We start from the raw sequence: 23,131 nt of genomic DNA on the forward strand, positions 1-23,131 counted from the left end.
TATATACGATTTTCACAAGGAATTTGAATATGGAGAATTTATGAAAAAATCGAACTTTTATGCCCTTATTTCCAGGATGAAGTACATTAACAGGTGGGGGCTAATGAGAAACACGAAAGAGGAGAATGTGTCGGAACACAGTCTTGACGTTTCGGTAATTGCACATGCTTTGGCAATTATACAGAAAAAAAGAATGGGAAAAGATATTGATGTCAATAAGACTGTATTATTTGCAATTTATCATGATTCGTCGGAAATATTGACAGGTGATATGCCAACACCGATTAAGTATTTTAATCCCGCAATCAATAATGCGTACAAAGAAGTTGAATTGTCTGCAAGCAAAACTCTCCTAAAGATGCTGCCGGAGGATTTTTATCAGGAATATGAGCCCATACTTATACCTGAGGCTGAGGATGAAGAAGTATGGAAAACAGTTAAGGCTGCGGACAAGCTGAGCGCTTACATCAAATGTATTGAAGAAGAAAAATCCGGCAACAGAGAATTTACAAATGCAAAGCAATCCATATTCAGGGAACTGAGCAGTATGAACAGGCAGGATGTAAAAATCTTTATGGATGAATTTTTGGGCGGTTATGGTTTAACTTTGGATGAAATGGAATAGATAAAAGTATATAAAAAAGGTTATAATAGAATCTGTTATTATAACTTTTTTTCATTAGACTGTTAGGCTATGTATGATATACTGAAATTGAGTATAAAATAAGAAGGTACAATATGGATCAATATAACTACATGACATTTAAATCTGTGTCCTATGCTATGAAAGTGGAAACAGAGGTAAAAAAACATGACATTGAATACAAGGTAATACCTGTTCCCAGAAGTATAAGCTCAAGCTGCGGGATATGCATTCGTTTTTTTAAGTCAGATATGAATAAAATGAAGGATATTATTGAAAACAACAAGCTTGTTTATGATAATATCTATTTAAGCGCGTGATTATACAGCATAGCTTAAATAACATCCGCATATGAATCCCACAAGTAAAAATACTGCATTGCTTCTTCCTCTGTGCAATAGGTTTGCTTCCGGAATAAGCTCGTTTGCGGAAACATAAAGCATGCTGCTGGCTGCTGCCGATAGGCAGAAAGCTATGAAATATTTAGAAATACCCCCAAGAGCCGCTCCGACCACTGCTCCAAATGCTGTGGGAAGCCCGGTTAGTATTGTCAAAAGTATTACTGATAACGGTGAAACTCCGCTCATGATTAGGGGAATTCCTACGCTCATTCCCTCTGGTATGTCGTGCGCGGCAATTAAAATACCTATTTTTAAACCGAGAGTTTCTGAATATACAGCACTTGAACCCACAGCAATTCCTTCTGGAAAGTTGTGGAGGCTCATGCTAATCATAATTATTAAGCTCATTTTTATGTAGCTTAATTTTTTTCCCTTATATCGGGCAAACTTATGTGAGGGTATCATTTTTTCTGCTGTAAACACAATTAAGAGTCCAATTGCCAAGCCTAGTGTAACTATAAAAAAGCCGCCTATTTCGTATGCTTCAGGTATGAGATCAAAAGATATTACTGAAAGCATTATACCTGCAGCAAGGCACAACATACCAGACAGCGTTCGTTCATCAGGCTTTGGAATAATGACGGCAATCAATCCTCCTATTAGTGTTCCTATTCCTCCTATTATGAAACCTGCTGCAAAATAATATAAAATGTTCACGTTTGTCCTCCTGTAACCTTTTATATTAATATATATGTGGATATTTAAATTTTAGGTTTATGAAATAAAATATTAAGAAGTAAAATCTTGTTTATGTTTATAATGTGTTATATAATAAGCCTTAGATTGGCAGAGATATCAATTTTGACAGAGGTGTAACATGGAAAAAATGATAAAGACTAAAGTAGTGAAGATGGATCGTGAAAATATAGATATTGGTGTGATTAAGGAAGCGGCATATATTATTAACAGGGGAGGAACTGTTGTATTTCCTACAGAAACAGTGTATGGCATAGGTGCGGACGCATTTAACGGCGAGGCTGTTGACAAGATATTCGAAGCAAAGGGAAGGCCGCAAGATAATCCGCTTATTGTACATATTTCAGAGCTTGATGAACTGTACAGCTTGGCGAAAACCATCCCGGAAAATGCAAAGAAGCTGGCTGAAAAATATTGGCCGGGACCTCTTACGATGATATTTTACAAAAAAGATATATTGTCAGATAAGATAACAGCCGGTCTTGATACGGCGGCAATCCGTCTTCCGGAAAATAAAATCGCACTGGCGTTGATAAAAGAAAGCGGTAAGCCTATTGCAGCACCAAGTGCAAATACATCGGGCAAACCAAGTCCCACTGAAGCTGATCATGTAATAGAGGATTTAATGGGAAAAGTGGATATGATAATTGACGGAGGCAGCACGGATATAGGTCTGGAATCCACAGTAGTTGATATGACTTCCGAGGTCCCGATGATACTAAGACCAGGCAGAGTTACCGGTGAGGAAATAAAAGATTTGCTAGGGGATTGTAAGTATGATCCCGCAATCATTAAAAGCAGTGAAAAAATAGTTCCAAAGTCTCCGGGACAAAAATACAGGCACTATTCTCCCAAGGCGAAGGTGATTCTGTATAAGGGAGATATTGAGAAAATTGCTTTAAAAATAAACGAAGATTATGCAAAGTTTTCTTCTGATGGATATAAAGTAGGCATAATGTCAACTGCGCAGACTGAAAAATATTATAAAGGAAAATTAACTATTTTATGCGGAGACAGAACAAAACCCCTTTCCATATCGTCTAATCTATTTAAGGACCTTAGAAATTTTGACCACATGGGAGTTAATATCATACTTGCTGAAGCCGTAGATGAAAATGGTCTTGGAAAGGCAATAATGAACAGGCTGGGAAAGGCTTCCAGTGAAACAATAATAGTATAGAGGTGTTTATGTATATTTTGTTCGTATGTACGGGTAATACTTGTAGAAGCAGTATGGCCGAAGGTATTTTTAAATATATGATTAAAGAAAAAAATATTGAGAATATCCATGTGTCATCAGCTGGAATCAGCACGTTTGAAGGTGAAAGTGCAAATGAGAAAGCAATACGTACATTGGCAGGAAAAGGTATTGATATATCAAATCACAGATCAAGACAGCTTACTAAACAAATTATTTCCGAATCAGATTTGATTTTAACTATGACATTGAGACATAAAAAAATCATAGTGGACGCGGCTCCGGAGTATTCGGACAGAGTTTATACCCTTAAGGAATTTGCACTGATTATAAATGGCGAAGAAACAGAAAGAAAAAATTTGGATATTGCAGACCCTTACGGTCTGAATTATAATGTCTATGAAAGCAGTGCAAAAGAAATAGAAGAACAACTAAACATAATAGTGAATAATATACAAATAACTATAGAAGAACAATGGAGGAAAAAATGAAAATAGTACTTGCATGTGACCATGGAGGATTTCAATTAAAGGAAACTATCAAGGAACACTTAGTAACAAACGGCTATGATGTTAATGACATCGGTGTTTATAATACAGAATCCGTGGATTATCCTGATTATGGGAAGAAAGCTGCAGAAATTGTTGCATGTAATGAAGCGGACAGAGGAATAATAATATGCGGAACCGGAATAGGAATTTCCATAGCTGCAAACAAGGTAAAAGGAATAAGATGCGCATTATGCACCAATGAATTTATGGCAAGAATGTCAAGAATGCACAACAATGCAAACATGCTTGCATTGGGAGGAAGAGTAATCGGAAAAGGATTGGCTCTTAATATTGTTGATACATGGATTTCGACGGATTTTGAAGGTGGCAGACATGAAAGAAGGGTCAATAAATTAATTGATATGGATATAGAAAAAACGCTTAAAGTCGAGGAATAATATGAACGGTTATATTGTAGCATTTATATCGGCAGTCATAATATCTTTTATTATGACTCCTCCTGCGCGTAAGCTTGCAATTAAAGTCGGGGCATTGGATGTTCCGAAAGATCCGAGAAAAATACACAGCAAACCTATGCCATATTTTGGAGGACTTGCTATTTACATTTCTATAATGGCATGCATGTTTGTGTACATGCCGAGAAACGCAACAAACCTGCATATAATGGCTGGAGCTACCTTGATTGTTCTTACGGGAATAGTTGATGACATGTATGATATGCCTGCAAAGATTAAAATGCTTATGCAGGTTATAGCTGCTATGGTTGCCATAAAGGGTGGAGTTCAGATTCATTTTATTACGAACCCTCTCTCGGAAACAGGCATGAGCTATCTTTTGACATGGCTTTCATATCCCGTAACATTATTTTGGCTAGTTGGGATAACAAATACAATAAATCTAATTGACGGACTGGACGGACTTGCTTCCGGAGTAGCCAGCATAGCGGCTACAACTCTTCTTTTTACTGCAGCAAATATGGGACATGATTTTATTGTTATGCAGTGTGCTATTATTGCGGGAGCTTCGCTGGGATTTCTTCCTTTTAACTTCAATCCCGCAAAAATATTTATGGGAGATACAGGCGCGCTGTTGCTTGGATACATGCTTGCTGTTACGTCCGTTTCGGGAATGGTAAAAAGTGTTGCGGCTGTTGCGTTGGCGGTGCCTATATTTGCATTGGGACTTCCGATTTTTGATACAACTTTTGCCATTATCAGAAGATATTTGAACAATAAACCGATAATGCAGGCTGATAAAGATCATCTGCATCACAAGCTGATGAAGTCAGGGCTTAACCAGAGACAGACTGTACTTATAATGTATTTTATAAGCATGATGCTGGGAATTGTTTCAATAGCAATAGCCGATACAGAACCGTTTGTAGGCATAATTGTTGCTACGATTGTAGTTGTGGCAGTATTTTATTTTGCTAAAATCGGCGGATTGTTTACCAGAAAAGAACAGTAAAAAATAATCTTGTTACATAGGAGGTTTCATGAATAAAATAAAAACTCTCATTATCTTTGGGACACGCCCGGAGGCAGTTAAAATGGCTCCAATAGTTAAGGCACTTAAAAGTGATGAAGAGCATTTCACAACGAAAATATGCGTTACTGCACAGCATAGAGATATGCTTGACCAGGTTCTGAAAATATTTGCCATAGAGCCGGATTATGACTTGAACATTTTCCAAAGCGGACAGACGCTTACGCAAATAACATGCAGAGCACTGAGCGGTCTGGAGGAGGTTGTTGAGGATTTTAAGCCTGATTTGATACTGGTTCAGGGAGATACTACAACAGTATTTACCGGAGCTTTGGCAGCCTTTTATCATCAAGTAAAAATAGGACATGTTGAAGCGGGGCTGAGAAGCGGAAATATGTATTCTCCATATCCGGAAGAAGCAAACCGCAAGTTGACCGGAGTTATAACGGACTTTCATTTCGCTCCCACCGAAATATCAAAAAATAATTTGCTGCGTGAGGGCTATGAAGAGTCTAAAATATTTATTACAGGAAATACGTCCATAGACGCATTAAAATGGGTTATAGATGATAATTATAAATTTGAAAATGAGAGTCTTAACAAAATAGATTTTAAAAATAAAAAGGTTGTGCTACTAACTGCTCACAGAAGAGAAAATATTGGCAAGCCTATGGAGGATATTTTCTCAGCGGTTAAAGAAGCTGTACAGAAGAATGATGATGTGGAGGTAATATACCCCATGCATTTGAATCCAAAGGTGAGAGAAATAGCAAGGAAGGTTTTTGGAGACATGGACAGAATTCATTTAACAGAGCCTTTTGATTACCTTCCATTCACCAACCTAATGAATAAGTGCTACCTGGTTGTTACAGACTCGGGAGGTGTTCAGGAAGAGGCGCCGTCACTTGGGAAGCCTGTGCTTGTTGTAAGAAGAGAAACCGAAAGACCCGAAGGCATTGATGCCGGTACGGCAAAACTGGTTGGAACTGACAAAGAGAAAATATTTGCTGAGTTGGATGCGCTTATTAACAGTGAAGATGAATACAAAAAAATGGCTAATGCAGTTAATCCTTACGGAGACGGAATGGCTGCAGAACATATCAGAAAAGCTATTATAAGCAAAATGCTTTAATATTGGATAATACGAATTTAACCCGCCCTTTGGCGGGTTTTTTTAAAAAAAATATTGACAAAGAATTATTTTTATTATATACTTCGAATATCAAAATATTAGACAAAGGATAAATGTATAAATCAAAATAATAGATATTTAAATCAATGGAGGACATAATGATCTTAGAAAAGGTTAAAGAAATTTTAGTTGAAGAATTGGATGTTGAAGAGGAAAATATAAAATTAGAAAGCAAAATTAAGGACGATTTGGGAGCTGATTCACTGGACTTATTTGAATTAATAAGCAAAATTGAAGATGAACTGGATGTAACGATTGAGGAAGATGATTACGGCAAGCTTGTCACAGTAGGGGACATCGTAAATTACATTGAAAGCAAACAAAATTAATAATATCATCTTGATGATTTTCATCAACCTAAAACGCCTTGACAGGCGTTTTCTCATATGTGAAACATGTCAGATTAAGTAATAAATACAAAGGAGATTATATGTTAAAGTCAAATATATGTAGCCTCTTGAATATAAAGTATCCAATATTTCAAGGGGGCATGGCTCAAATATCAGATGCGGGGTTGGCGGCTGCGGTTTCAGAGGCGGGAGGTCTCGGTGTAATAGCTGCGGGAAACAATACTGCCGAAGCACTCAGAAAAGAAATAAAAAAGATTAAGGATCTTACAGATAAGCCGTTTGGCGTTAATGTTATGCTTTTAAGCCCTCATGCAAAGGAAGTGGGGATGATGCTTATTGAAGAAAAAGTTCCCGTTATTATAACAGGTGCCGGTAATCCGGGGAAATATATGAAGCTGTGGAAGGAAGCGGGAATCAAGGTTATACCTGTAGTTCCGTCAGTTGCATATGCAAAGCATTTGGAGAAAGCAGGAGCTGATGCCCTAATTTGTGAAGGGACGGAATCAGGCGGACATGTGGGTGAAATAACGACTATGTGTATTACACCACAGGTTGTTGATGCTGTAAGTGTTCCAGTTGTAGCAGCAGGAGGTATAGGTGACGGAAGAGGAATTGCCGCTGCATTCAGTCTCGGTGCGCAGGGTGTGCAGGTTGGAACAAGATTTTTGCTGGCAAAAGAATGCAATGTACATTCAAACTATAAAAACAAGGTTAAAAATGCCAATGATACAGATACAGCGGTAACAGGCAGAAAAACCGGACATCCGGTTAGGGTTTTGAAAAATAAGTTGGTTAAGCAATTTAAAGATTTAGAAAAAAATAACGCTGATGTTGAAGAAATGGAGCAGCTGGGAAGAGGACGGCTTTACAAGGCGGCTGTAGAAGGAGATGTGGATTACGGCTCTGTAATGTCCGGGCAAATTGCCGGGTTGGTTAATAAAGAGCAGTGCTGTGAGGAAATAATTGAAGAGATGTTTGAAGAAGCAGAAAAAATAATGCAAGAATTAAGTTCATTAGTAACGGGAGGAAAAGATGAGTAAGACCGCTTTTGTATTTCCGGGACAGGGTGCACAATATGCCGGAATGGGAAAAGACTTTTATGAAAATTTTAATGAAAGCAGGGAAATATTCGAAAAAGCAAACCAAGCCCTTGGATTTGACATAACAAAATTATGCTTTGAAGGTCCGGATGAGGACTTGAGCATAACTAAAATTACACAGCCTGCCTTGTTGACGGTATGCATGGCAATTTATGAGGTTATTAAGAAGAATTCAAAGATGGATTCTGTTGTGATGGGAGGATTGAGCCTTGGAGAATATTCAGCGCTTACAGCTGCCTCTGCAATGGATTTTGAAACTGCGGTAAAACTTGTTTATAACCGAGGTAACTATATGCAGAATGCCGTTCCTGTAGGTGAGGGAGGAATGATGGCTCTGTTGGGATGTACGGCTGAGGACGCAATTCGCTTTTGCAATACTGCTACAGAGAGGTTTGGATTGTTGGAACCTGCTAATTTTAATTGCCCCGGTCAAATTGTAGTGGGCGGTAAAAAAGAAGCAATTGAAAATGCCATGCAGCAGACCAAGGAATTCAATATTAAGAGAGCTGTACCTCTTCAGGTAAGCGCGCCTTTTCACACATCCATGCTTAAACCGGCAGGGGCAAGGCTGAAAGAAGATCTAGAAAAAATAAAATTCAGCAAACCATTATGTTCAGTAATATCCAACGTGGATACTGAATACTACAATGATGATTCCGCTATTGCCGACAAGCTTGAGAAGCAGGTTTACAACCCGGTGAGATGGGAAGAATGCGTAAGAAAAATGATATCAGACGGTGTGAGCACATTTGTTGAGATAGGACCCGGAAAAACACTGTCAAGTTTTTTAAAGAAAATCGACAAAAATGTCAAATCGATAAATGTGGACAGCATTGCTTCTCTTGAAACGTACCTGCAGATGTCATACGCATAGGCAACGTTGTTAAAAAAGGAAGTTTATTTTAAATATCGATAAAAGGAAGGGGAATTATGAAAACTGCAATAATAACAGGAGCTTCAAAAGGAATTGGAGCTGTCATTGCGTCAAGATTAAATGAATTGGGATATAATCTTGTGCTAAATTACAGAAGCAGCACGTCTTGTATGGAAGAGCTTATAAGCAATTTCAGCAACAAGGATACGGAGAATATTATTGTTCAATGCGATATATCAGTGTATGATGATGCAAAAAAACTTATAGACTCGGCTTTCAAGGAGTTTGGATCTGTGGACGTGCTTATTAACAATGCAGGAATAACTAAGGACAATCTTCTTCCTCTAATGACGGAGGAAGAATTCGACAAGGTTATTGATACAAACCTGAAAGGAACATTTAACTGCTGCAGGCACATAGCGAAAAGAATGCTGAAGCAGAAGCACGGAAGAATTATAAATGTATCATCAGTGGTAGGGCTTGCTGGAAATGCAGGGCAGGTTAATTATTCCGCGTCTAAGGCGGGAGTAATAGGTATGACCAAGTCCATGGCGAGAGAATTAGGAAAGAAAAATATTCTTGTTAATGCCATAGCACCGGGATTTATACAGACAGAAATGACTGATAAAATCCCTGATAATATAAAAGCAGAAATGATGAAAAATATTCCGCTGCAGAGATTAGGGCAGCCAAGTGATATTGCGGATGCAGTAGAATTTTTAATTTCAGATAAAGCATCATATATAACTGGGCAGGTATTGTCTGTTAACGGCGGATTTTATATGTAATAAGAATGCAGGAGCTGGTAGATAGCACAGCTCATTTAGTAGGAGGATTTATGAAAAGAAGAGTTGTAATAACAGGTGTTGGTGTTATAAGTCCCATAGGTTCAGGAGATGAATTTTGGGAAAATGTAAAAAAAGGCAAGTGCGGAGTCAGCCCCATTGAATCTTTTGACACAAGCAATTTCAATGTAAAGCTGGCGGCAGAAATTAAAGATTTTGAACCGACGAATTATATAGATAAGAAAGAATCAAAAAGAATGGACAGATACAGTCAGTTTGCAATAGCGGCAGCTGATATAGCAGTTAAAGATTCGGGTCTGGACATTGAAAAAACAGACAGTGACAGGTTTGGATGTGTTGTAGGAAGCGCTGTAGGCGGTATACACACCATTGAAAAAGAACACGAAAAGCTTCTTACGAGAGGCCCTGGAAAGGTATCTACATTTTTTATACCTATGATGCTTTCAAATATGGCATCGGGGCTTGTTGCTATAAAATATAAAGCTAAAAATATCAACTATTCAACGGTGACTGCATGTGCCACAGGAGCTAATGCCATAGGAGAATCCTATAAAAGGATTCAGGACGGAATATGTGATGTTATGCTGGCCGGAGGTTCGGAGGCAGCCATAACTCCGTGCTCTATAGCAGGCTTTCATGCGTTGACTACTTTGTCAACAACTACAGATGTTAACAGGGCATCAATACCGTTCGATCAGGAAAGAAACGGATTTGTAATGGGCGAAGGCGCCGGTGTAATGGTGTTGGAAGACTATGAGCATGCTGTTAAAAGAGGTGCCAAAATATATGCCGAAATAGTGGGATACGGAGCAACATGTGATGCATACCATATGACATCTCCTGATCCAAGCTCAGAGGGACAATCAAGTTCCATGCTTCACTCAATTGAGGATGCAGGCATTAAACCGGAAGAAATAGGATATATAAACGCTCACGGAACAAGCACTAAGTATAATGACAAGTTTGAAACACAGGCAATTAAGAACATATTTAAAGAGTATGCTGTCAAAATTCCTATAAGCTCAACTAAATCAATGACAGGCCATTTGCTTGGAGCTGCCGGTGCTGTTGAAGCAATAGTTTGTGCAAAGTCCCTGCAGGATTCATTTATACCCGCAACAATAAACCACTTGGTAACAGACCCCGATTTAGGATTGGATTTTGTTCCCAACAAAGGTGTTGAAAGAGAATATGACTACGCACTGTCCAATGCTTTTGGGTTCGGAGGGCATAATGCCACACTTATATTAAAAAAATATAAAGGGAACTAAGCCATGATTTATGACTCAATTGATATACAAAGAATAATTCCACACAGATATCCAATGCTCTTGGTTGATAAAATAGTTGAGCTGAAAAAAGGAGAAAAAGCTGTGGGGATAAAGAACGTTACAATTAATGAGCAGTTTTTTCAGGGGCACTTCCCGGGAAATCCTGTAATGCCGGGAGTGTTAATAATAGAAGCGCTGGCACAAACGGGAGCGGTGGCTATATTATCTCTTGAAAAATTCAGCGGAAGTACAGTTTATTTTGGCGGTATTAAAAGTGCCAGGTTTAAGAAGAAAGTAATTCCCGGAGATACTCTTAAGTTAGTTACGGAAATAACGAAGTTGAAGGGAAGTTTTGGAATCGGCAGTGCTGTTGCATACGTAAACGATGAAATTGCAGCAGAAGCAGAGTTAATTTTTGCGGTGGAAAAGCAAACAAATGTAAAATAACAATATAATTTAATGGAAAAGTATGTTATAATAAGAGAGTTATAACATACTTTATATTTTTGTGGAAACAATATTAAAAAATGGATATTTAACAATATGTTAATATTTTAACGTAAATATTAAAAAAAGTTAAATATTTTATGTGCGTAACATATGTTACGGATAAATATAAAAAAACCATTATTTTTTTAATAAGACAAAAGTCAAAAATCAATTACATTATTTTTGTAAGGAAACACAGTGGATTTCCTTTTTTATTAAGCAGGCAATTGTTTTCGAAAAATAGTTATGCTGTCTTGACAATTTTGTTTTTTGAAATTATAGTAGTAGCATGGGCAGAATTTTTATATTTAAAAAATTTTAAACAGAGGCGGTGGTAAAGTGTCAATTGAGGTTATCAAGGTAATAAAAGAAGCTGAAGAAAAGGCAGAATCAATTAAAAAAGAAGCCGGGCAGCAAGCTAAGCAAATTATTACCGATGCTAATGCGCAAGCTCTGCAAATTACAGAACAAGCCCGAGAGTCTGCTGAAAATGCAAGCTCCGAAGTTTTGAAAGTTGCAGAATCCCAAGGTCGGGAATTATTTGATGACATTATTAATAAAGCCGATAAAGAATGTGAGGACATTTTAGAGAAGGCAGATGAAAAAATGGATAAAGCAGCTTCTATAATACTGGAAAGGATAGTGAATACCAGTGGCGATAGTTAATATGAACAAAATAAGCATAGTGGGCTTAAACAGCGAGAAATCATGGCTTGTAAAGGATATTATGGATTTAGGCGTTGTTGAAGTAAGCTCTCAGGATTCAAAGTTAGCAGATCCCGAATGGCTTAGCTATGTGAAAAAAGACGGAAACGAAGATGCAGTGCTGAACTACGATTCTAAAATTTCAAAAATCAATGATGTTCTTATTACTCTTGAAGGTTATGATACCAGCAAAAAACCACTATTTAGCACAAGAAGGTTAGTATCATCGAAGGAATTTGACAGCATGGTTGACAACATCAATGATGTTGAAGGAAATGTAGCAAAGGTGGTCGAGCTAAGCAAGTCATACAATAACCTGTGCTCTGAACAAAATAAATTGGAAACTTCAATTTTGAGTTTAAAGCCATGGGTAAAATATGAATTGCCCCTAGAATTTCGTGAAACAATATATACAAGCATATTTATCGGTGTTGTTCCCAGTGTCATTGATGTTGACAGGCTGAAAAGTGATCTAGACCAAGAAACTGATAAATATGTTATAGACATACTTGCTAGCGACAAAGAGCAGTATTATATTACTACTATTTGCTTAACTAAAGAAAAAGATGACGTTTATGAAGTATTAAAGCAATTTGGCTTTAATAATGCTGAATTTAAGGATTTAACTGGAACAGCTTCAGAAAATATTGCTTTGTATGAGAAAAGGTTAAAAGAAATATCAGAAAGTAAATCTGCTATTGAAAAAAACTTTTCTGAATATGTTCAATATAAAGAAGAAATACAAGCTTATTATGATTATTTGACAATCGAAAAAGACAAGAATAAAATATTAGGCAACATGCTTAAGACAGATACTACATTTTACCTTCAGGGATGGATCCCTGATTCAAGTAAGGAACAGATTGGCTCCGTATTAAAAAAATATGAATGCTGGTTTGAAATCAGTGAACCTGAAGAAGGGGAACCGTATCCTATATTATTAAATAATAATTCTTTTTCACAACCATTTGAATCAATTACAGAGTTGTACAGCCTACCTTCACCTACGAGTATTGACCCTACAAGTATAATGGCTCCGTTCTACATGATGTTTTTCGGTCTGATGCTTGCAGATGTAGGCTATGGCGCGATAATATCCGGTGCATGTTTCATAATCCTCAGAAAATTTAATATCGAAGGCAACTTGAAAAAGATGATGAAAATGTTTTTCTACTGCGGATTAGCTACAATTTTTTGGGGAATAATGTTTGGAAGCTATTTTGGAGATGCACTTACAACTATTGCAAGAGTTATGTTTAATGGAGACTTTGCAATAAAACCTATATGGATTAACCCTATTACTGAACCGATGACGCTTTTAATTTTCTCTTTATTGTTTGGCGTGGTGCACCTTTTTGTGGGAATGGGCATCAAGGCATACATGGATATAAGGGACGGACATCCGTTGGACGCATTGTTTGATATAGGGTTCTGGTATGGTTTCATAATCGGTATCGCGTTATGGTTATTTGGAAACTCAGTAATAGCAGGCTCTAACGTAGTTGGAAAATGGATGACAATTGTATTTGGAATCGGCCTTATTTTGACTCAGGGAAGAGAGAAGGAAGGATTGATTTCAAAGCTATTTAGCGGAGTGTTGAGCTTATATGGAATTACAAGTTATTTAAGTGATGTATTATCATACTCTAGACTGCTTGCATTAGGCCTTGCTACAGGAGTAATATCTTCCGTTGTAAGCGTACTAGGTTCGTTAGGTGGCACAGGGATATTTGCATCAATACTGCTGGTAGTTGTTTTACTGATAGGACACACATTTAATATTGCAATAAACTCACTGGGTACATTTGTCCATGCAGCCAGATTGCAATATGTTGAATTCTTCGGTAAATTCTACGAAGGCGGAGGGGACGCGTTTAACCCTTTTATGAAGAAAACAAAGTATATAAAAATTACAAAATAAACAATATCTTAGGAGGTAATTTTAAATGGAACAACTTTTTTCAACAGGTACTTTTTTAGCAATTTTTGGAGCAGCAATAGCAGCACTTGCAGGATGCGGTAGTGCAGTAGGTATAGGATATGCCGGTTCAGCGGCATGTGGAGTTATGGCAGAAGACCCTAAGAAATTCGGAGCTACATTGATTCTGCAGGCATTACCTGGAACTCAAGGTATTTACGGGCTTTTGATATCTTTCATTATCTTAAATAAGATAGGATTTTTAGGCGCAGACGTAGCAGCTTTAACAGTTGCTCAGGGCGGATACTTTTTGGCAGGATCCATACCCATCGGTTTAGTAGGTATTATTTCTGGTATTCATCAAGGTAAAGTATGTGCATCTGGTATCATGCTGATTTCTAAAAAACCTGACCAAATCGCTAAACCTATGGTTTATGCAGCTATGGTTGAAACATACGCAGTATTGGCTCTGCTTGTATCATTCCTTATAATAAACGGTATAGTTATATAATGTATATTTGGTTAAAGATAAAAAATATAATAAGGATGTGATATAGGTGGGCATTGAAAATATTACTAAGAATATTTTAGATGAAGCGAACAGCACTGCTGAAGGCATAATAAAGAACGCAGAAAATAAAAGCTTGCAAATAATTGAAGAAGCTAAAAAACAAGCAGAAGAAATTTTAAGCGGTGAAGAACAAAAATCTAAAGCTGATGCTGAAAATTTAAAAAACAGAATGATTTCTTCCGCCGAGCTTCAAAGAAGAAAGATGATTCTAGGCACTAAACAGCAAGGTATAAAAAAAGGATTCGGTGCTGCTTTAAATAAACTTAAAGAAATGCCTGAAGATAAATATATAAGCTTTTTAACGGAACAAATTATAAATATTCCCAATTGCAGCGGAACTATTATCTTAAATGAAAAAGATAAGGAAAGAATTGGCGATAAGTTGGTAAATCTGGTTAATAATAAATTAAACGGAGAGAAGCTTACATTGAGCGAAAAAACAACTAACTCAATTGGAGGTTTCATCCTTAAAAACGGAGATATTGAAATTAACAGCACATTTGAAATGCTGTTAGACTCCATAAAAGATGAACTGACAAATGATGTAGCTAATGTTCTTTTCGATTAATTTCAGCTGAAAGGAGGAATGACTTTGGCTAAATTAACAGGTACGGATTATATTTTTTCTGTTGCTAGAGTGCGAAGTGTTGAAAAATATATGTTGTCGCATGAGAGAGCTGAGAGAATGATAGATGCAAAAACCGCTGAAGATTCCATTAGAATATTGGAAGAATGCAATTACGGATATGAAAATGAAGCTGTAAATCCGGATGATTTTGAAAAACTATTGACGGAAGAGCATAAGAAGTCTTATGATTTTATTATGTCAATAGCTCCGGAGCTCAGTTACTTCAGAATGTTTTTGTATCCATATGACTATCATAATTTAAAAGTTCTTATGAAAGCAGAATATTTGGGGATTGACGCAACGGATTTATTGGTAGATACAGGGACGATTAATATAAAAGTTCTTAAAAACTCACTTAATGAAAGAGACTTTTTACCATTGACCGAAAATATGGGCAAGGCATTGAATGAAATTATAGATGCTTTTCCAAAGTTAAATGATCCTCAAATAATAGATATTATATTAGATAAGTATTGTTACGATGAAATGTATAAATCGGCGGAAGATACAGGAAGCCAGTTTATTGTTGATTATGTTAGAATGCTTATTGATACAATTAATATAAAAACTTATGTGCGTTTGAAGAGGATGGATAAATCTTGGGATTTTTTCAGCAAAGTTTTTATTAAAGGCGGAAATATCAGCGAGCAAACTTTTATAAGCAATTATAATGAGACGCTAGAAAAATTTGCAGAACAAATTTCCGGATATGGATTTAAGGAAGCTTTTCTTGAAGGTGCTCAATACTTAGAAGAAACCGGTTTATTTGCGGTATTTGAAAAACTTCTTGACAATAAATTAATTCAATTCATTAAAGATGCTAAGTTTGTTTCATTTGGCATTGATCCGCTTGCGGCATATTTGATTGCAAAGGATAATGAGATAAAAATTGCAAGGATTATAATGGCAGGTAAACTTGCAGGTATCTCGCCTGAATTAATAAGAGAGAGGTTGAGAGAAACTTATGTATAAAATAGGTATTATAGGAGATAAACAAAGTGTTCTCGGGTTTAAGGCTGTGGGACTCGACGTGTTTGGTTGCACCACCAAGGACGATGCAAAAGGTAAACTGCAGAAAATTGCAAATGAAGACTATGCTATTATCTATATAACAGAAAACTTCTATGACGAAATCAGAGACACTATCTATGAATATGGTGAAAAGCGTCTGCCGGCAATTATTCCTATACCGGGTATGAGCGGAAGCCGCGGAATAGGATTTGAAAATATCAAAAAGGCTGTTGAAAAGGCAGTTGGTGCGGATATATTATTTAACAACGATTAACTAGAGTTATAAAAAATGAAAGCAGGTGATTCTTTTAATGAGCCAAGGTAGAGTAGTAAAAATATCAGGGCCGCTGGTTATAGCCGAAGGTATGAAGGAAGCAGACATGTTTGACGTTGTACGTGTTGGTGATCAGGCGCTGATTGGCGAAATTATTGAGATGCGCGGTGACAAAGCATCCATTCAGGTATATGAAGAAACAGCAGGGTTAGCTCCAGGAGCTCCTGTAGTAACAACAGGTGCTCAGTTATCGGTTGAACTGGGACCTGGCCTTATAGAAACAATTTATGACGGAATTCAGCGACCGCTGGAAGAAATAAGAAAAATTGCAGGACCGAACATTGCCAGAGGTATAAGTGTTCCGTCTCTTGACAGAGAAAAGAAGTGGGAATTTGTACCGGTTGCAAAATCAGGAGACAAGGTTCAAACTGGCGATATTATCGGTACTGTTCAGGAAACAATGGTTGTTCAGCAAAAAATTATGGTTCCTTACGGTATAAGCGGAACCATAACTGAAATAAAATCAGGCAACTTTACTATTGAAGAAACAGTATGTGTTGTAAAAAAAGAAAACGGTGAAACAGTTAATGTAACAATGATGCAAAAATGGCCTGTAAGAAAAGGCAGACCATATAAAGAAAAACTGGTTCCTGATAAGCCTCTTGTAACAGGACAGAGAGTAATAGATACTATGTTTCCTATTTCAAAAGGCGGAGTTGCAGCTGTTCCGGGGCCGTTCGGAAGTGGCAAGACGGTTGTGCAGCATCAGCTAGCTAAATGGGCGGATGCAGAAATTGTTGTTTATATAGGATGTGGTGAGCGAGGAAACGAGATGACTGACGTTTTGATGGAGTTTCCTGAGCTTAAAGACCCAAGAACAGGCGAATCATTGATGAAGCGTACAGTATTAATTGCCAACACTTCAGATATGCCTGTTGCGGCCCGTGAAGCGTCAATATACACAGGTATCACAATTGCAGAGTATTTTAGAGACATGGGATACTCAGTTGCTCTTATGGCAGATTCTACATCGCGCTGGGCGGAGGCTCTTCGTGAAATGTCCGGACGTCTTGAAGAAATGCCGGGTGAAGAAGGTTATCCAGCATATTTGGCATCCAGACTTGCTCAGTTCTATGAAAGAGCAGGAAGGGTAATCAGCCTCGGAGCTGAAGGAAGAGAAGGTGCGTTATCAGCCATCGGTGCTGTATCACCTCCTGGAGGAGACATATCAGAACCGGTATCACAGGCAACATTGCGTATAGTTAAGGTTTTCTGGGCACTTGATGCACAGCTTGCATACAGACGTCACTTCCCTGCTATTAACTGGCTGAACAGTTACTCTTTATATGCAGACAGATTGAATAAATGGTTTAATGAAAATGTAGCAAAAGATTGGTCGGATCTTCGTTCGGAAGCAATAAAGATGCTTCAGGAAGAAGCTGAGTTAAATGAAATAGTTCAGTTGGTAGGTGTCGACTCACTATCTGTTGGAGACAGATTAAAGCTCGAGGCAACACGATCAATAAGAGAGGACTATTTGCACCAAAATGCGTTCCATGATGTGGATACTTACTCGTCTCTTGATAAACAGCATAAGCTGCTTACATTAATTTTGAAATATCATGATGACGGTATTGCAGCCTTGAAAGAAGGAGCTGATTTTAAAGCACTATCAGACCTTCCTGTAAGGGAGAAAATAGGGAGATTCAAATATACTGAAGAAAAGAATGTACAAGAAGCTTTTGATAGTATTAAAAAACAGCTTGAAACTGAAATGTCAGCTCTTGTATCAAGCAAGGAGGTCGAATAATATGATTAGAGAATATAAAACAATATCTGAAGTAGCGGGACCTTTGATGCTTGTAAAAAATGTTGAGAATGTTGCGTATGATGAATTAGGCGTTATCGAACTTCCAAGCGGCGAAACAAGGAGCTGCAGGGTTTTGGAAATTAACGGCAGCAACGCATTGGTTCAGCTTTTTGAAAGTTCAGCAGGTATTAACCTTGCAGAGAGCAAGGTGAAATTTCTCGGAAGAGGCATGGAGCTTGCAGTATCCTATGATATGCTTGGCCGTGTATTTGACGGGCTGGGCAGACCTATTGACAACGGACCGGAAATAATACCGGAAAAAAGACTTGATATAAGTGGTCTTCCGATGAATCCTTCGGCGCGTGACTATCCCGATGAGTTTATACAGACAGGTGTTTCGGCAATAGATGGACTGAATACATTGGTTAGAGGGCAGAAGCTGCCTATATTCTCAGGATCAGGTCTTCCGCACGCTGACTTGGCTGCTCAAATTGCACGTCAGTCAAAAGTTTTGGGAACAGAGTCTAAATTTGCCGTTGTATTTGCGGCTATTGGTATAACATATGAAGAAGCGGATTTCTTTATTTCAGACTTTAGAAAAACAGGTGCCATTGACAGAACGGTTCTGTTTATGAATCTGGCTGATGACCCTGCTATTGAGCGTATTTCTACTCCTCGTATGGCTCTTACCGCAGCTGAATATCTTGCATTTGATAAAGGAATGCACGTGCTTGTAATTCTTACAGATATTACAAACTATGCAGAGGCACTTCGTGAGGTTTCGGCAGCTCGTAAGGAAGTTCCAGGAAGACGTGGATATCCAGGATATTTGTACACTGACCTTGCTACACTTTATGAAAGAGCCGGAAGGAAAAGAGGTATGGAAGGATCTATAACAATGATCCCTATATTGACTATGCCTGAGGATGACAAAACACATCCTATTCCGGACTTAACAGGATATATTACAGAGGGCCAGATAATTTTGTCTCGTGAATTATACAGAAAGAACATCAAGCCTCCTATAGATGTACTTCCTTCATTGTCACGTTTGAAGGACAAAGGTATAGGAAAAGGAAAGACAAGAGAAGATCACTCAGATGTTTTAAATCAGCTTTTTGCGGCGTATGCTCGAGGTAAGGAAGCTAAGGAACTTATGGCAATTCTTGGAGAAGCAGCACTTTCGGATACAGATAAGTTTTATGCAAAATTTGCCGATGAGTTTGAGAAAAAATATGTTTCTCAGGGTTATGAAACAAACAGATCAATAGAAGAAACATTGTCTATTGGTTGGGATTTGCTGACACTTCTTCCAAAGAGCGAATTAAAACGTATCAGAGACGAATATCTTGAAAAATACTATCCGAAACAAAATTAGTGAGGGGTGTTAAGTTATGGCAAGATTAAATGTAAATCCGACCAGAATGGTATTAACCTCTCTGAAAAAGCGCTTAAAGGTGGCAGTAAAGGGTCACAAGATGCTTAAGGATAAACGTGATGAGCTTATGAAGCAATTTTTGGAGCTTGCCAGAGAAAATAAAGTTTTGCGTGAGAAGGTTGATTCACTTATAGGTGATGTATATTCAAACTTTGTTATAGCCAGTGCTGTAATGTCATCAGAGGTGCTGAACGAAGCGTTGATGTATCCAAAACAGGGTGTTTCAATAGAGGTGAGCAATAAAAATGTTATGAGTGTAGATGTTCCGGTTTTTGATTTTAAAACAACAACTGACGATACATCAAACATTTATCCATATGGTTTTGCAAATACTTCTGCCGAACTGGACAGCGCTATTGAGAATTTGTCGGATATTTTTCCGGAAATGCTTAAATTGGCGGCAGTGGAAAAAGAGGTACAGCTTTTAGCGGCTGAAATTGAAAAAACCAGAAGAAGGGTTAATGCTCTTGAATATGTTATGATTCCTCAGTTCCAGGAAACAATTAAGTATATACAGATGAAACTGGATGAAAACGAGAGAGGGAACCAAACCAGACTTATGAAGGTTAAAGACATGATGGTTCAGGAAGCAATAGAAGAAAAACAAGAATTCACGAAGGCTGCTCTTGATGAATTCAGTTCAAAAGAGTAGATTTGATTGATTTTACTAACAGCTTAAATGTTATTTAAAGGCAGTGCCTATATAATTAGGGCGCTGCCTTTTTACTTGACAAAAATTAATAAAACATATATACTTTGACTATCAAATAAATAGATATTTAAAACAATGGAGAAAATATGGAATTAAAAGAATTGAAAATAGGAAATCTAACCGCTAAAATTCCAATAATACAAGGCGGTATGGGCATTGGTGTATCGTTGTCAAATCTTGCGTCCGCAGTTGCCAATGAAGGCGGGATAGGTACAATATCCGGCGTGCAGATAGGTTTTCGTGAACCTGACTTTGAAAATAATCCTGTTGAAGCTAATTTGAGAGCTATGGCAAAGGAAATAAGAAGAGCTAGAGAAAAAACAAAAGGAATTATAGCCATGAACCTGATGGCTGCCATGAACAATTATGAGCTTTATGTAAAAAAAGCTGTGGAAGAAAAGATAGATTTAATAATTTCAGGCGCGGGATTGCCGCTTGCGTTGCCAAAAATTGTGAAAGGTACATCAACAAAAATTGCTCCAATAGTATCGTCTGCTAAGGCAGCAAGGATAATAATAAAAAGCTATTTAAAACATGATAGACTTCCGGATGCCGTAATAGTGGAAGGTCCGCTGGCCGGAGGGCATCTGGGATTTAAAATGGATGAAATGCTCCAAAAAAAATATGCGTCTTTAAAGGAAATTGTTAAGGAAGTTAAGGAACTTATAATAGGGATTGAAGCAGAAAATGGTGTTAGAATTCCTGTTATTGCTGCAGGGGGTATACGAACGAAAGCTGATATGGCAGAACTGGCTGCCCAGGGGGCAGACGGATTTCAAATAGCTAGCTTGTTTGTGCCAACTGTTGAATGTGATGCTCATGAAAATTTTAAACTTGCATATGTCAATACATCCGAAGACGACGAAATGATAATTAAGAGTCCGGTTGGTATGCCTGCGAGAGCAATTAGAACTAATTTTCTTATTGATTCAATTTCAAATGGATGCAAGGTGGGCAAGTGTTTTAAGTGCATGCCCGGATGCAATCCTTTGACAATTCCTTATTGTATCTCAAAGGGTCTGATAGATGCGGTGGAAGGTCGTGACGGATTAATATTTTCCGGTTCAAATTTAAGTGGCATTAATAAAATATCCACGGTAAGAGAAGTAGTCAACAGTTTGTTAATATAGAGTTTCAAAAGAATAGAAATGCACTATAATGCATGTATATTCTTTTACATTAACGACATATGGCATGTATAATCAGCATTTTAGATACACATAGCCTTTTATTAATATCTATAAAGTTTCAAATTACTCTATTATTTATACTTGACTTCATTTAAAATTGCAATTATACTTATAATATTATATTGCTGAAACAGCAATAAATACTATAAGGAGGTTGTATTATGAGAGGAGATACACTACAAATATTTATTTCGATGATTGTGTATATGGCCGTTGTAATAGGCATCGGATTGTATTTCGCAAAACGTGCCAATGAAAGCAGCGAGAACTTTTTTTTAGGAGGAAGATCGCTGGGTCCACTGGTTACGGCAATGAGTGCAGAAGCTTCGGACATGAGCGGATGGTTGTTGATGGGTCTGCCTGGAGTGGCTTATTGGTACGGTTTGAGTGATGCAATATGGACAGCTATTGGTCTTGCAGCGGGAACATATCTTAACTGGTTGTTTGTAGCTAAAAGGCTGCACAACTATTCTATAATAGCAGGAGACTCCATAACGCTTCCCGACTATTTCAGCAATCGGTTTAAGGAAAAGAACAAGGTAATTATGACTATTTCTGCTGTATTTATTTTGGTATTTTTTACTGTGTACGCATCAAGCTGCTTTGTTACTGTAGGTAAACTGTTTAATGCATTGTTCGGCTTTAACTACCATTTTATGATGATTGCAGGGGCTGTATTTGTGCTGGCGTATACATTTTTAGGAGGATTTCTGGCTGAAACTGCATCCGATACAATGCAGGCATTTGTAATGATTTTTGCACTAATTGTTATTTTATCTATTGGTACGGCTGCTGCAGGAGGAATATCTGTGGTTGTTGCCAATGCTGAGAGTATTCCGGGATTCTTTGAATTTTTCGGTATAGCATCGCCTGCTTTGGATGCAAGCGGTAAGCAGATTGTTGCTAATGGAGTTCCGCAATTTAATGAAGCCGGAAAATATGGTTTATATACAATTTTATCAACAATGGCCTGGGGGCTGGGCTACTTTGGTATGCCTCAAGTGCTTTTGAGGTTCATGGCTATACGTAATTCAAATGAGTTAAAAACGTCAAGAAGAATTGCAACAGTTTGGGTTGTTATTTCTTTGGCTGCTGCCGTATCAATAGGTATTATAGGAAGAAGCTTATTTCCTGTTGCTCTTGCAACCTACAGCGAATCAGAAAGCATATTTATAGTCATGTCATCAAAATTATTGCCTTCAATGCTTGCAGGATTTGTAATGGCTGGTATTTTAGCAGCAACTATAAGTTCATCGGATTCTTATCTGCTTATAGCAGCATCAGCATTTTCAAAGAATATTTACCAGCACCTTATTAATAAAGAGGCAACAGATTTAAAGGTTATGAATCTTTCAAAAATTATCTTATTTGTGATAACAGTGGTAGGAATGATAATAGCTCTTGATGAAAACAGCGTGATATTTACAATTGTTTCATTTGCATGGGCAGGATTTGGAGCAACGTTCGGACCTATTATTCTTCTATCTTTGTTCTGGAAGAGAACAACAAGAGAGGGAGCTATTGCCGGTATGCTGTCAGGAGGAATAATAGTATTCATATGGAAGCTTATTCTAAAACCCATGGGCGGAGTATTCGGAGTATACGAACTGCTTCCTGCATTCATAGTTTCATGTATATTTATCTATGTTGTTTCAAAATTAACTCCGGAACCGTCTGATGAAATACAAAAAGAATTTGATATGGCAAGAAGCAAATAAAAAGTCGATAATGATACGCTTTTATAAATTTTTAAACTTATAGAAATATTATTATTTTAGAAATTATATATAGATTCCGCAATTTTGCGGAATCTATTGTTTTATAGAGAATCATAGGAAGTTTTAGTAATCCGTTAAT

General features: G+C 37.5%; 25 protein-coding genes. 24 read left to right on the plus strand and 1 reads right to left on the minus strand.

What is annotated here, in order from left to right; translation table 11 throughout:
• The first annotated feature begins 40 nt into the window (after positions 1 to 40).
• Both yfbR and RBQ61_RS04175 read left to right on the plus strand, forming a co-directional pair.
• A complete protein-coding gene (yfbR, locus tag RBQ61_RS04170; RefSeq protein WP_308139266.1) occupies positions 41 to 625 on the plus strand; it encodes a 5'-deoxynucleotidase in 585 nt (194 codons plus the stop codon).
• A 113-nt stretch (positions 626 to 738) separates the two neighbouring features.
• Positions 739 to 963, plus strand: coding sequence for a DUF3343 domain-containing protein (locus tag RBQ61_RS04175; protein ID WP_308139267.1), 225 nt, complete (start codon positions 739 to 741; stop codon positions 961 to 963).
• On the opposite strand, the gene RBQ61_RS04180 is transcribed toward RBQ61_RS04175, so the two are convergent.
• On the minus strand, positions 964 to 1,701 hold the full coding sequence (locus tag RBQ61_RS04180; RefSeq protein WP_308139268.1) for a ZIP family metal transporter: 738 nt from the start codon (positions 1,699 to 1,701) through the stop codon (positions 964 to 966).
• Between the two features lie 160 nt (positions 1,702 to 1,861).
• On the opposite strand from RBQ61_RS04180, the gene RBQ61_RS04185 reads away from it, so the two are divergent.
• The 22 genes from RBQ61_RS04185 (at position 1,862) to RBQ61_RS04290 (ending at position 22,992) form a co-directional block, all read left to right on the plus strand.
• Positions 1,862 to 2,920, plus strand: a complete 1,059-nt coding sequence (locus tag RBQ61_RS04185; protein WP_308139269.1) for an L-threonylcarbamoyladenylate synthase — start codon at positions 1,862 to 1,864, stop codon at positions 2,918 to 2,920.
• A gap of 8 nt (positions 2,921 to 2,928) precedes the next feature.
• The gene (locus RBQ61_RS04190) at positions 2,929 to 3,429 is read left to right on the plus strand and encodes a low molecular weight protein arginine phosphatase (RefSeq protein WP_308139270.1); all 501 of its coding nucleotides are present in this window, start codon (positions 2,929 to 2,931) and stop codon (positions 3,427 to 3,429) included.
• Positions 3,426 to 3,887, plus strand: coding sequence for a ribose 5-phosphate isomerase B (rpiB, locus tag RBQ61_RS04195; RefSeq protein ID WP_308139271.1), 462 nt, complete (start codon positions 3,426 to 3,428; stop codon positions 3,885 to 3,887). Before RBQ61_RS04190 ends, rpiB begins: the two co-directional genes overlap by 4 nt.
• 1 nt (position 3,888) lies before the next feature.
• Positions 3,889 to 4,917, plus strand: a complete 1,029-nt coding sequence (locus RBQ61_RS04200; RefSeq protein WP_213923927.1) for an MraY family glycosyltransferase — start codon at positions 3,889 to 3,891, stop codon at positions 4,915 to 4,917.
• 28 nt (positions 4,918 to 4,945) lie between these two features.
• Complete coding sequence (wecB, locus tag RBQ61_RS04205; RefSeq protein WP_308139272.1) at positions 4,946 to 6,067, plus strand: non-hydrolyzing UDP-N-acetylglucosamine 2-epimerase; 1,122 nt, start codon at positions 4,946 to 4,948, stop codon at positions 6,065 to 6,067.
• 158 nt (positions 6,068 to 6,225) lie between these two features.
• Positions 6,226 to 6,456, plus strand: a complete 231-nt coding sequence (acpP, locus tag RBQ61_RS04210) for an acyl carrier protein (protein ID WP_308139273.1) — start codon at positions 6,226 to 6,228, stop codon at positions 6,454 to 6,456.
• Between the two features lie 101 nt (positions 6,457 to 6,557).
• The gene (gene fabK / locus RBQ61_RS04215) at positions 6,558 to 7,517 is read left to right on the plus strand and encodes an enoyl-[acyl-carrier-protein] reductase FabK (RefSeq protein WP_308139274.1); all 960 of its coding nucleotides are present in this window, start codon (positions 6,558 to 6,560) and stop codon (positions 7,515 to 7,517) included.
• Entirely contained in the window at positions 7,510 to 8,451 is a 942-nt protein-coding gene (fabD, locus tag RBQ61_RS04220; RefSeq protein ID WP_308139275.1) for an ACP S-malonyltransferase, read from the plus strand. Before fabK ends, fabD begins: the two co-directional genes overlap by 8 nt.
• Positions 8,452 to 8,507: 56 nt before the next feature.
• Positions 8,508 to 9,239, plus strand: a complete 732-nt coding sequence (gene fabG, locus RBQ61_RS04225) for a 3-oxoacyl-[acyl-carrier-protein] reductase (protein ID WP_308139276.1) — start codon at positions 8,508 to 8,510, stop codon at positions 9,237 to 9,239.
• Between the two features lie 50 nt (positions 9,240 to 9,289).
• Positions 9,290 to 10,528 carry a beta-ketoacyl-ACP synthase II gene (gene fabF / locus RBQ61_RS04230; RefSeq protein ID WP_308139277.1) on the plus strand — a complete coding sequence of 413 codons (1,239 nt, stop codon included), beginning with the start codon at positions 9,290 to 9,292 and terminating at the stop codon, positions 10,526 to 10,528.
• Between the two features lie 3 nt (positions 10,529 to 10,531).
• Positions 10,532 to 10,975, plus strand: a complete 444-nt coding sequence (fabZ, locus tag RBQ61_RS04235) for a 3-hydroxyacyl-ACP dehydratase FabZ (protein ID WP_308139278.1) — start codon at positions 10,532 to 10,534, stop codon at positions 10,973 to 10,975.
• Positions 10,976 to 11,356: 381 nt separating this feature from the next.
• Positions 11,357 to 11,683: an RNA methyltransferase gene (locus RBQ61_RS04240; RefSeq protein WP_308139279.1), complete on the plus strand. Its 327-nt coding sequence runs from the start codon at positions 11,357 to 11,359 to the stop codon at positions 11,681 to 11,683.
• Position 11,684: 1 nt separating this feature from the next.
• Positions 11,685 to 13,643 carry a V-type ATP synthase subunit I gene (locus RBQ61_RS04245; RefSeq protein ID WP_308139280.1) on the plus strand — a complete coding sequence of 653 codons (1,959 nt, stop codon included), beginning with the start codon at positions 11,685 to 11,687 and terminating at the stop codon, positions 13,641 to 13,643.
• Between the two features lie 25 nt (positions 13,644 to 13,668).
• Complete coding sequence (locus tag RBQ61_RS04250) at positions 13,669 to 14,151, plus strand: V-type ATP synthase subunit K (RefSeq protein WP_308139281.1); 483 nt, start codon at positions 13,669 to 13,671, stop codon at positions 14,149 to 14,151.
• 46 nt (positions 14,152 to 14,197) lie between these two features.
• Positions 14,198 to 14,779, plus strand: a complete 582-nt coding sequence (locus tag RBQ61_RS04255) for a V-type ATP synthase subunit E (protein ID WP_308139282.1) — start codon at positions 14,198 to 14,200, stop codon at positions 14,777 to 14,779.
• A 24-nt stretch (positions 14,780 to 14,803) separates the two neighbouring features.
• On the plus strand, positions 14,804 to 15,811 hold the full coding sequence (locus RBQ61_RS04260; protein WP_308139283.1) for a V-type ATP synthase subunit C: 1,008 nt from the start codon (positions 14,804 to 14,806) through the stop codon (positions 15,809 to 15,811).
• The gene (locus RBQ61_RS04265; protein WP_308139284.1) at positions 15,804 to 16,124 is read left to right on the plus strand and encodes a V-type ATP synthase subunit F; all 321 of its coding nucleotides are present in this window, start codon (positions 15,804 to 15,806) and stop codon (positions 16,122 to 16,124) included. The genes RBQ61_RS04260 and RBQ61_RS04265 overlap by 8 nt, the downstream gene beginning before the upstream one ends.
• Before the next feature lie 37 nt (positions 16,125 to 16,161).
• Positions 16,162 to 17,934 (plus strand): V-type ATP synthase subunit A, encoded by a 1,773-nt coding sequence (locus RBQ61_RS04270; RefSeq protein ID WP_308139285.1) that lies wholly within the window; start codon positions 16,162 to 16,164, stop codon positions 17,932 to 17,934.
• A gap of 1 nt (position 17,935) precedes the next feature.
• Positions 17,936 to 19,312: a V-type ATP synthase subunit B gene (locus tag RBQ61_RS04275; protein ID WP_308139286.1), complete on the plus strand. Its 1,377-nt coding sequence runs from the start codon at positions 17,936 to 17,938 to the stop codon at positions 19,310 to 19,312.
• Between the two features lie 16 nt (positions 19,313 to 19,328).
• On the plus strand, positions 19,329 to 20,024 hold the full coding sequence (locus RBQ61_RS04280) for a V-type ATP synthase subunit D (protein ID WP_308139287.1): 696 nt from the start codon (positions 19,329 to 19,331) through the stop codon (positions 20,022 to 20,024).
• Positions 20,025 to 20,170: 146 nt separating this feature from the next.
• Entirely contained in the window at positions 20,171 to 21,214 is a 1,044-nt protein-coding gene (locus tag RBQ61_RS04285; RefSeq protein WP_308139288.1) for a nitronate monooxygenase family protein, read from the plus strand.
• Between the two features lie 221 nt (positions 21,215 to 21,435).
• A complete protein-coding gene (locus RBQ61_RS04290; protein WP_308139289.1) occupies positions 21,436 to 22,992 on the plus strand; it encodes a sodium/proline symporter in 1,557 nt (518 codons plus the stop codon).
• The last annotated feature ends 139 nt before the right edge of the window (positions 22,993 to 23,131 follow it).

Source organism: Sedimentibacter sp. MB35-C1, assembly GCF_030913635.1.
In the GTDB taxonomy this organism is placed as follows: Bacteria; Bacillota; Clostridia; order Tissierellales; family Sedimentibacteraceae; genus Sedimentibacter.